Origin of the sequence: Spirillospora sp. NPDC127506, assembly GCF_040302145.1 — a bacterium.
In the GTDB taxonomy this organism is placed as follows: Bacteria; Actinomycetota; Actinomycetes; order Streptosporangiales; family Streptosporangiaceae; genus Spirillospora.
Genome location: NZ_JBEORG010000045.1, coordinates 1 through 7593, shown reverse-complemented (window position 1 = coordinate 7593; position 7593 = coordinate 1). Strand labels below are relative to the sequence as shown.

9 protein-coding genes are annotated in these 7593 nt (G+C 68.7%); 3 read left to right on the top strand and 6 right to left on the bottom strand.

The window, feature by feature from the left end; all coding sequences use genetic code 11:
* Positions 1 to 82 precede the first annotated feature (82 nt).
* Both ABTW95_RS30145 and ABTW95_RS30140 read right to left on the bottom strand, forming a co-directional pair.
* Positions 83 to 973: a collagenase gene (locus tag ABTW95_RS30145; RefSeq protein ID WP_500228061.1), complete on the bottom strand. Its 891-nt coding sequence runs from the start codon at positions 971 to 973 to the stop codon at positions 83 to 85.
* Between the two features lie 414 nt (positions 974 to 1387).
* Positions 1388 to 2542 carry an RNA-guided endonuclease InsQ/TnpB family protein gene (locus ABTW95_RS30140; RefSeq protein WP_500228060.1) on the bottom strand — a complete coding sequence of 385 codons (1155 nt, stop codon included), beginning with the start codon at positions 2540 to 2542 and terminating at the stop codon, positions 1388 to 1390.
* A gap of 23 nt (positions 2543 to 2565) precedes the next feature.
* Between ABTW95_RS30140 and tnpA the strand changes: the two genes are divergently transcribed.
* Positions 2566 to 2994: an IS200/IS605 family transposase gene (tnpA, locus tag ABTW95_RS30135; protein ID WP_500228059.1), complete on the top strand. Its 429-nt coding sequence runs from the start codon at positions 2566 to 2568 to the stop codon at positions 2992 to 2994.
* 314 nt (positions 2995 to 3308) lie between these two features.
* Positions 3309 to 3935: an STAS domain-containing protein gene (locus ABTW95_RS30130; RefSeq protein ID WP_500228058.1), complete on the top strand. Its 627-nt coding sequence runs from the start codon at positions 3309 to 3311 to the stop codon at positions 3933 to 3935.
* 38 nt (positions 3936 to 3973) lie between these two features.
* Here the strand turns inward: ABTW95_RS30130 and ABTW95_RS30125 are convergent, their stop codons facing one another.
* The 4 genes from ABTW95_RS30125 to ABTW95_RS30110 all read right to left on the bottom strand — a co-directional run bounded on the left by ABTW95_RS30125 (position 3974) and on the right by ABTW95_RS30110 (position 6816).
* Positions 3974 to 5203, bottom strand: a complete 1230-nt coding sequence (locus ABTW95_RS30125) for a PP2C family protein-serine/threonine phosphatase (RefSeq protein ID WP_500228057.1) — start codon at positions 5201 to 5203, stop codon at positions 3974 to 3976.
* 138 nt (positions 5204 to 5341) lie between these two features.
* Positions 5342 to 5584: an integrase core domain-containing protein gene (locus ABTW95_RS30120; protein ID WP_500228099.1), complete on the bottom strand. Its 243-nt coding sequence runs from the start codon at positions 5582 to 5584 to the stop codon at positions 5342 to 5344.
* A gap of 225 nt (positions 5585 to 5809) precedes the next feature.
* Entirely contained in the window at positions 5810 to 6022 is a 213-nt protein-coding gene (locus ABTW95_RS30115; RefSeq protein WP_500228056.1) for a transposase, read from the bottom strand.
* A 428-nt stretch (positions 6023 to 6450) separates the two neighbouring features.
* Positions 6451 to 6816: a hypothetical protein gene (locus ABTW95_RS30110; RefSeq protein ID WP_500228055.1), complete on the bottom strand. Its 366-nt coding sequence runs from the start codon at positions 6814 to 6816 to the stop codon at positions 6451 to 6453.
* 307 nt (positions 6817 to 7123) lie between these two features.
* Between ABTW95_RS30110 and ABTW95_RS30105 the strand changes: the two genes are divergently transcribed.
* On the top strand, positions 7124 to 7303 hold the full coding sequence (locus tag ABTW95_RS30105) for an STAS domain-containing protein (protein ID WP_500228054.1): 180 nt from the start codon (positions 7124 to 7126) through the stop codon (positions 7301 to 7303).
* The last annotated feature ends 290 nt before the right edge of the window (positions 7304 to 7593 follow it).

The window sequence follows — 7593 nt, the reverse complement described above, 5'->3', positions numbered from 1 at the left end:
GTGGCCCCTCCTTCCCCTGTCCGGGGGCGGGGGCGCGCCCGGGGGGCCCCCCCCCGGCTGTTTTCGTCGGTGCGGTGGCGGATCAGTACTCGGACTTCACGGTCACTCCGTTGAACGCCTGCTTTCCGTAGAGGCTGATGTAGTTGTAGCCGGCGGGTGGGTTGGCGATGGTGAGGGATTCACCGTTTCCGGTGTTGGTGGAGCGCTGGGTGTAGGACGTGGATGTGGCCCACGTGCTGGGGCTGTAGTAGAGGTCGGCGTCGCCCGTCCCGCCGGAAGAGGTGATGGTGATCGAGCGGGTGCCGGAGGGCACGTAGAGGTAGAGGTAGGACAGGTCGCCCTGTCCTCCCGACAGGTTGCTGCGCCGGCAGTTCCGGTCGAGCTGGCGGGTGTCGGTCCCGGCGTCGGTGGACTGGTCGGTGAAGTTCACCGCCAGGCCGTTCGCCGATGCCGAGAACTTCGCCGCCGGTGCCTGGTTGCCACCGCCACCGCCACCGCCTGCGCAGGCGCCGGACGCGCACGCGGCGAGCCACGTCCACCAGTCGCTGTCGTAGCGGCTGCCGATCGTGCTGGTCAGGAACGTGCGTGCGGCGTTCCAGTTGCCGGTCCGGTAGTAGCGGAGAATAGTGGCGATGTCACCGGGGTGCTTCTCGAACGTGTACCGCACCGCCAGGTAGCCCCAGTAGTAGATGCGGGTGGTGTCGTGGCTGTAGGTGGTGTCCCACAGGGTGCTGAGCGCGTAGGTGTTCTTTGCGGCCTCGGCGATCGCCGAGTCGTTGGTCACCTTCCGGTAGGAGTAGGAGACGTACTCGGCGAACCCTTCGATCCACCAGATGGTCGGCGTGGCGAAGTTGGCGTTGAAGTCGCCGTACATGTCGAACCGGCCGTCGATACGCGGCCGTTGTGGACCGAGCGGACTGGACGGCTGAGCAGATCCATATCGTGCTGCGGGCTGCGGAGTGTCGGCACGCACCCGCGCCGGTCGGGTTCACGGTGGACAGCATCGAGGCCTGCTACCTGGTGTCGATCTGCGGCGACGCTGATGATCGGTCCCGGCCGCCGCAGATGCTGGCGCGCGTCGCCGCCGTCCTGGCCGGTGCGGGGTAACGGACGCGGCGCCGGCCGCGCGGAGCCATGGGGCTGCGGGTCTGGCCGCCCGGGGCACCTGCTCCCGGTCGTCGCCGTTTCCCGTAGCGCGAGCCGCCATTGCCGCCAATGCGAGGAGATGATGACTGCCGTGGAGTACGCCGCGTGCACCGGTTACGGCTGGTCCGGGCGGTGCTCCGGCTGCCAGGCCGAACACCTCGCCCATGGCAGAGCGGCAGTCAGCTTCTCGGTCATGAAGGGACCGAGCTTGCAGCTCCTCACCACCACTGGGTGTGCTGGTTCAGGCCGCGTCGCCGGCAGCGTGACTCACTGCCCAGCCCGCCGCACCGCGCGCGGCGATGTTGCGGGCTGCGTTCACATCGGCATGCTCAGCGAAGCCGCACGACGTGCACCGAAATGTCGCCTGGTCGGGGCGATTGCTCTTATCGACATGGCCGCACACCGAACACCCGCGGGAGGTGTTGCGGGGATCGACGTACACCACGACCACCCCGGCCCGGCGCGCCTTGTAGGCGATGAACTCCCCGAGCTGGGCGAAACTCCAGGAATGCAGGGTGACCCGCTGGGGCTTGCGGAGCCGGACCCTGCCGCGGATGCCGCCCAGATCCTCCAGGGCGATACCGCGGCAGGTGCGTTGAGCCTCGGTCACGATCTGCTTGGAGACGCAGTGGTTGGTATCGGCCGCGAACCGTGCCTCGCGGCCGGCCAGGTGCCGCAGCCGCCGTCTGGCGGATTTGGTGCCCTTCTTCTGCAGCTTCTTGCGGAGGCGGCGGTTGCGGTGCCGGACCTGGTTGAGATGCTTGCCGGCGTGGACGGTGCCGTCGCTGGTGGTGGCGATGTTGACGATCCCCAGGTCCGCACCGAGGAACCCGTTCTTCGGATCGCTGATGTCGGGTTCGGGGATGTCGCAGGTCGCATGCAGGTACCAGTTCCCGCCCCGGTACACCAGGTCGGACTCGCCCCGCCGGTACCCGGTGAGAAGTTCCAGCTGTGCGGGCGAGCACTGGAACGCGATGCCGGGTGTACGGCCGTGCACCGTCCAGATCGACACCGTCCCGGCGTCCAGCTGCCAGGACAGCGACCGGTCGTCGAACGGCTGGGCGGCGTCCTTGCGGAACCGGACCGGCTTACCTTCCACCTCATGGCGCCGTTTGGACCCCTCGGGGCCGTAGTTCCCGGCCTTGAGGTTCTCGGCCAGGGTGGCGTAGGCCCCGGCGGTCTTGCGCGCGACGTGGATCGCCGGCTGCGCCGACAAACCCATGGCTTTCAGTTCGCCGTAGACGAGGCGCTGCAGGCCGGTCTTGCTTTTGATGCCGGTGGCGAACGCGCGGCGGGAGGCGTGGTCGGCGGCCCGGTTGCAGGCGTGCAGCGTGTCCCGGAGCGCCGCCGCAGCGGTCTCGTCCGGGCACAGCTTCACCTGCACGACCAGTTTCACCGGGCCAGGTTACCATCTTGTCCATGTCACCGAGGTGGGTTCCGGATCCCAACATCAGGCGTGGTCGCAGCGTCGTTTTCAACCTCCATGTTCATCTTGTCTTTGTCACGAAGTACCGGCGTGGTGTGTTCACCGGGGCCATGCTGGAGCACTGCGAGACGGTCATGCGGGAGGTGTGCGAGGGGATGGGCGCCGAGCTGCGCGAGTTCAACGGCGAGGACGACCATGTCCACCTGCTCGTGCACTACCCGCCCAAGCTGCCGGTCTCGACCCTGGTCAACCGCCTCAAGGGCACCTCGGCGCACTACCTGCGCAAACAGTTCCCCGACCATGTCCGCACGTATCTGTGGGGCAATCATTTCTGGTCGCCGTCCTACTTCGCGGCATCCTGTGGCGGGGCACCGCTGTCGGTCATCGCCGAGTACATCGACCAGCAGAAACGCCCGGACTGACGTCCGGGCGCGGGACAGAGAAGCGATTCCTCCCGGCCGTGAACGACCGGGATTCCTCGCTAGAGCGTGTTGAATCCCCTGCGGGACGAGGGGCCTGATGACCCGGCATGTGCGCATCGCGGGCGTAGTCTCCGCAGTGGTCCTGGCGGTGGTGCTGGCCGTGGCGATCGCCGTCACGTCCGGCGGCGGAGACGGCGGCGGCGCCGACGACCGCGCGCCCGGCCGCGCCCACGGTGGCGGGATCTCAGCTGGGCTCGGAGGCGCCGGGTCCGGCCTGGCGCACATCACCAACAGGGCCGGTGAGGGTGTCGGCGATGCGTACATGCCCGGCGATGCCGGTCCGGGTCAGCAATGCGGTCTCGGGGCGCATCGGTGTCGGAGACGCGGTGACCGCCGCGCATGGTCCGTGCCAAGCCGACCCACCGGATCGGTCACAGGCCGCCGGTGCGGAACCCGCACCCGGCAGCGGCGGCGGGCTGGGCGACACCACCGAGCGGCGCGGACGCAGGTGGATGCTGGTGGTGGCGGGCGAGCTGGACACGGCCACCGTCCCCGCACTGGACTATCACGTGCCCCGCGCGTTGTCGGCGGACAGCCCGCCGCGTGTGGCGCTGGAATTGTCCGGTGTGCGGTTCTGCGATTCCTCCGGCATCAACGCGTTCGTGCGCGGCTGGAAACGCGCCAGGGCCGCGCGGGCGGAGAGCTGGTGTTGCTGCGTCCGGAACCGCGGGTCGCGGACTACCTGCAAACGACCGCAGTGGACCGGGCCATCACCATCGCCGCCGCTGTGTCTGAGTGACAACCCGACGCCCACAGGGCGGCGGCCACACAAGGGGGCGCCTGGGTGCGGGTTGGGGCGCGGCGGCATGCTCTGGTGCAGCGGACCGTTGGTGGTGGCGCGCTGGGGGTCATTGCGGTGGGGTGGGGCGCAGGGCCAGTAGGGCGGTGTCATCGTCGCTGTCGGGGGCGAGGCGGTCGATCAGTTGGTCGCAGAAGACGTCGAGGGGTTGGCGGGACAGCGTGGCGGCGTGCTGGCGGGCCGGGCCAGTCCGTGGTCGAGGGGTTCGTCGCGGTGTTCGATCAGGCCGTCGGTGTACAGCAGGAGGGTGGAGTGGGGCGGTAGCGGGTGGTGGGCGGTGGGCCGGGGCTGGTCGGGGTCCACACCGATCAGCAGTCCCGCGCCCTCTTCCAGGTAGCGGGTGTGGCCATCGTGGGTGGTCAGCAGCGGGGGCGGATGCCCGGCGGAGGCGTGGTCCAGTCGCCAGGGGCCGTTCGGGGGGCCTTTGACCAGGGCGTACAGGCAGGTGGCGGTGGCGTGGGGGTGCAGGGTCTGGACGACCTGGTCCATGCGGCGCAGGATGTCTCCGGGCGTGGTCTGGCGGTCGGTGGCGATGCCGCGCAGCATGTTGCGCAGTGTGCTCATCGTGACGGCCGCCCGCACGTCGTGGCCGGTGACGTCGCCGATGACCAAGGCGGTGTCGCCGCCGGGCAGGACGAAACTGTCGTACCAGTCGCCGCCGACCCGCGCGCTGGTCTGCGAGGGTAGGTATCGCACGGCCTGCCGTAGGTGGCCGGTGCCCGCCGGCTCGGGCAGCAGGGCGCGCTGGAAGCGTTCGGCGACGTGCCGGGTCTGCTGGTGGAGCCGGGTGTTGTCCACCTGGAGCGCCAGGCCGCGGACCAGGTCCTCCAGCAAGCCGACGTCGTGCTGGGTGAAGGGGCGGTCGGGGTCGGTGCGTGCGACGGTCAGGGAGCCCAGGATTTCGCGGCGCGCCCGGAGCGGGACGATGATGGCACTGTCTGTTCCCAGCTCGTGGAACAGTTGCAGTTGGCGGGCGTCCAGTGGGGTCGCCGCCTGGTCGGGTGCGGGGAGGTCAGTGAGCAGCACCGTGCCCCGGCCGTGCAGCACCTGCGGCAACGGCCCCGCCGCTTCCGCCGCCCCTTCGGTGTCCGGCGGGAGCGGCGGGAGTGGACCCTCGAACCCGGTGCAGTCGGCCGCGTGGCGGGTGCGGTGCACGACGGTCACCCGGTCCAGTTGCCCGACCTCGTCCAGCAGGTTCACCGCGCACCAGTCACCGAACCGTGTGGTCAGGACTCGGCACACCCGCCGCAGCCCCTCGGCTAGATCCAGGGTGCTGGCCAGCGCGTTCCCGGCATCGTCCAGCAGCGCCTGCCGTTCCAGCAGCGCCCTGTCGACCTCATCTCGACTCATCCTCGGCAACTTCCCCCGCAACGGTCCACTACCCGGCTCCACCGACCCCTGGGGCCGCCCGGCCCCCGTCCCTGCAGGTCGGGGTGAGGGGCCACGCGTTTTCCGGACAGCTTCTTGGTCGGTGATCTGCGGGCAGATCTACGCTGCTCGCTGCCGATCCAGGTACTCGATATGGACCTCAAGTGGTGTCCGGTACCCGTTCGCGGAATGAAGCCTTCGTCGATTGTAGAAGCCCTCGATGTACTGCACAGCCGCGCGCCGGGCTTTGGCTCGTGTGGCAACCACCATACGGTTGAGCCACTCGTTCTTCAACGCACCGAAGAACGACTCGGCCATTGCACTATCCCAGCACACACCGGTCCTGCCGACCGAGCGCCGCATCTTATGCCTTTTGCCCAGATGCCGGCCGAACTCGTCGCTGGTGTAGTTCTTGGGTTCAAGGAGTCGTCGCAACACCTCCTTTCGGTGAGCATAGATGCTCGCTGAAGGCTTCAGCGGGAGTCCTCCACCCCAGCGTTGGCGCTCATCGGTGATCTTTCGCGAAGAAGGCCGCGGCTTTTCAAGAACTCGTTCTCTTCGCGGAGCTTGCGGACCTCGCGCTCGAGTTCACGTTCCCGGGGGCTCTTCGGCTCGCCGGCCGACGTGCCGGACGAGTCCCCCGCCGTGCCTTCTGCGGTAGGCCTTGACCCAATTGCCCAGGGTGGTGTCGTGGATCCCGACCTCACGGGCTACATGGGCGATGGGGCGCGGGCCGTCCAGGACCATGCGGACTATCTCGTCCTTGTGCTCCTGGGTGAACTGCCGCCTCTGTCTTGCCAACTGCCTTCCTTTCCGGTTCCCCCAACTCTAGTTGGGGGCCTGTCCGGAAGATCCGTGGCACCTCAGGTCCGCCCAACCCAGGGTCAGCGTCAAAGCGGTCGCTACCCCGCCAATCCGAGACGCCCATTCGAGCAGAAAAGCCTCGGCTTGGAGGACGCCGAGGTCCTGGAGCGCACATCGATACTGAAGAAGATCAACAAGACGGCGAGGAACGAGATCAGGATGACCATGTCCAACGACCGCATCTGACGCATACCGCGACCCTAGATCCGGTGCGGCGGCCCGGTCCCGGCAAGGCCGCCGCAAGGCCGCCGCGAGTCACGGCGGGTGCCGCCGCCGGGGCGGAAACGACCGGTCGCTGGTTTGCGGCCCCCGCGCGATGGCGGCAACGCGCGCTCCGGCCCGGCGGACGCCCCGATGGCATCCTGCTACGGCCGGTCGCTGGAATCCCGCGCGGGCAGTGCGTCGACGCGGTGGGCCGGCATGCCCAGTGCGTGCAGGAGTGTCCGCAGATTTTCGCGCTCCGCCGGGCTGACCGGTGCGTGGAACGCTTGCAGCGCCGTCACCAGCTCCTCGACCGCCGTCTCCCATCGTCCCTGGGCCAAGAAGCCGGTGATCCGCCGCAGAGCGCGGTGCGGCAACCGGTCGCGGTAGGTGCCGGGCAGGCCGCGCAGAAGTTCGGCCACACCGCAATGTGGCAGCCCGGACCGCTGTTCGATGGCCTGCGGCGATGCCAGACCGGACCGCTCGGCGTTCAGGCCGAGCAACTGCATGAACTGCTCCATCGTGCTCATCTGCACTCCATGTCGCCTGGTTGCAGGTTCTGGGTGTCCCTGCCCCGTCGTTGACATGTCCGTGCCGCCGGTGGAAAGACGGCCCTGCAGACAGATCGGGCGCGCGGTGCGCGCCGCCGGTAGCGCACCCCCGGTATACGCGGCGGCCGCGATGGTCACGACCACATCGCAGCGTCGAGAATCCCAGAAACTGAATGTGATGGTGATCATACTCTTTGCGTATGGAGGGGAAGGAGGCCGCGGGCTGATCGCTGCTGGTCAGGGCGTTACCACCAAGCGGCGCGGACGCTGACGGGTACTGGTGGTGGTGGGCGAGCTGGACATGGCCACCGTCCCTGCACTGGACGATCACGTGTCCCGCGCGTGGTCGGCGGACCGCCCGCCGCGGCTGGCGCTGGAGCTGTCCGGAGTGCGGTTCTGCGACTCCTCCGGCATCAACGCGTTCGTGCGCGGCTGGAAAACGCGCCAGAGTCCTGGGCGTGAGTGACAGCCCGACGCCCACAGGGCGGCCGTGATCACGGTCCGCTGGCCTCATTCACAGGAATGGTCATTGTGCGAACACGCACAGTCATCGGCAGCGTCCCCCCACGCCCCGGCCTCATCTCGCCGGCCCGAGCAGCCTCCAAGAACATGGGCAAGGTTGCTCAGCGCCCGCACCGATGCGGTGTGCACAGCCGCTGTGCTAGGGCCTGTTCGTAGTTCAGATCATGAGGGGGCTGGGAGGCTGCGCAGCCAGATGATGGCTCCGCGCAGGTGGAGTCCGGCCTCGTAGCTTTC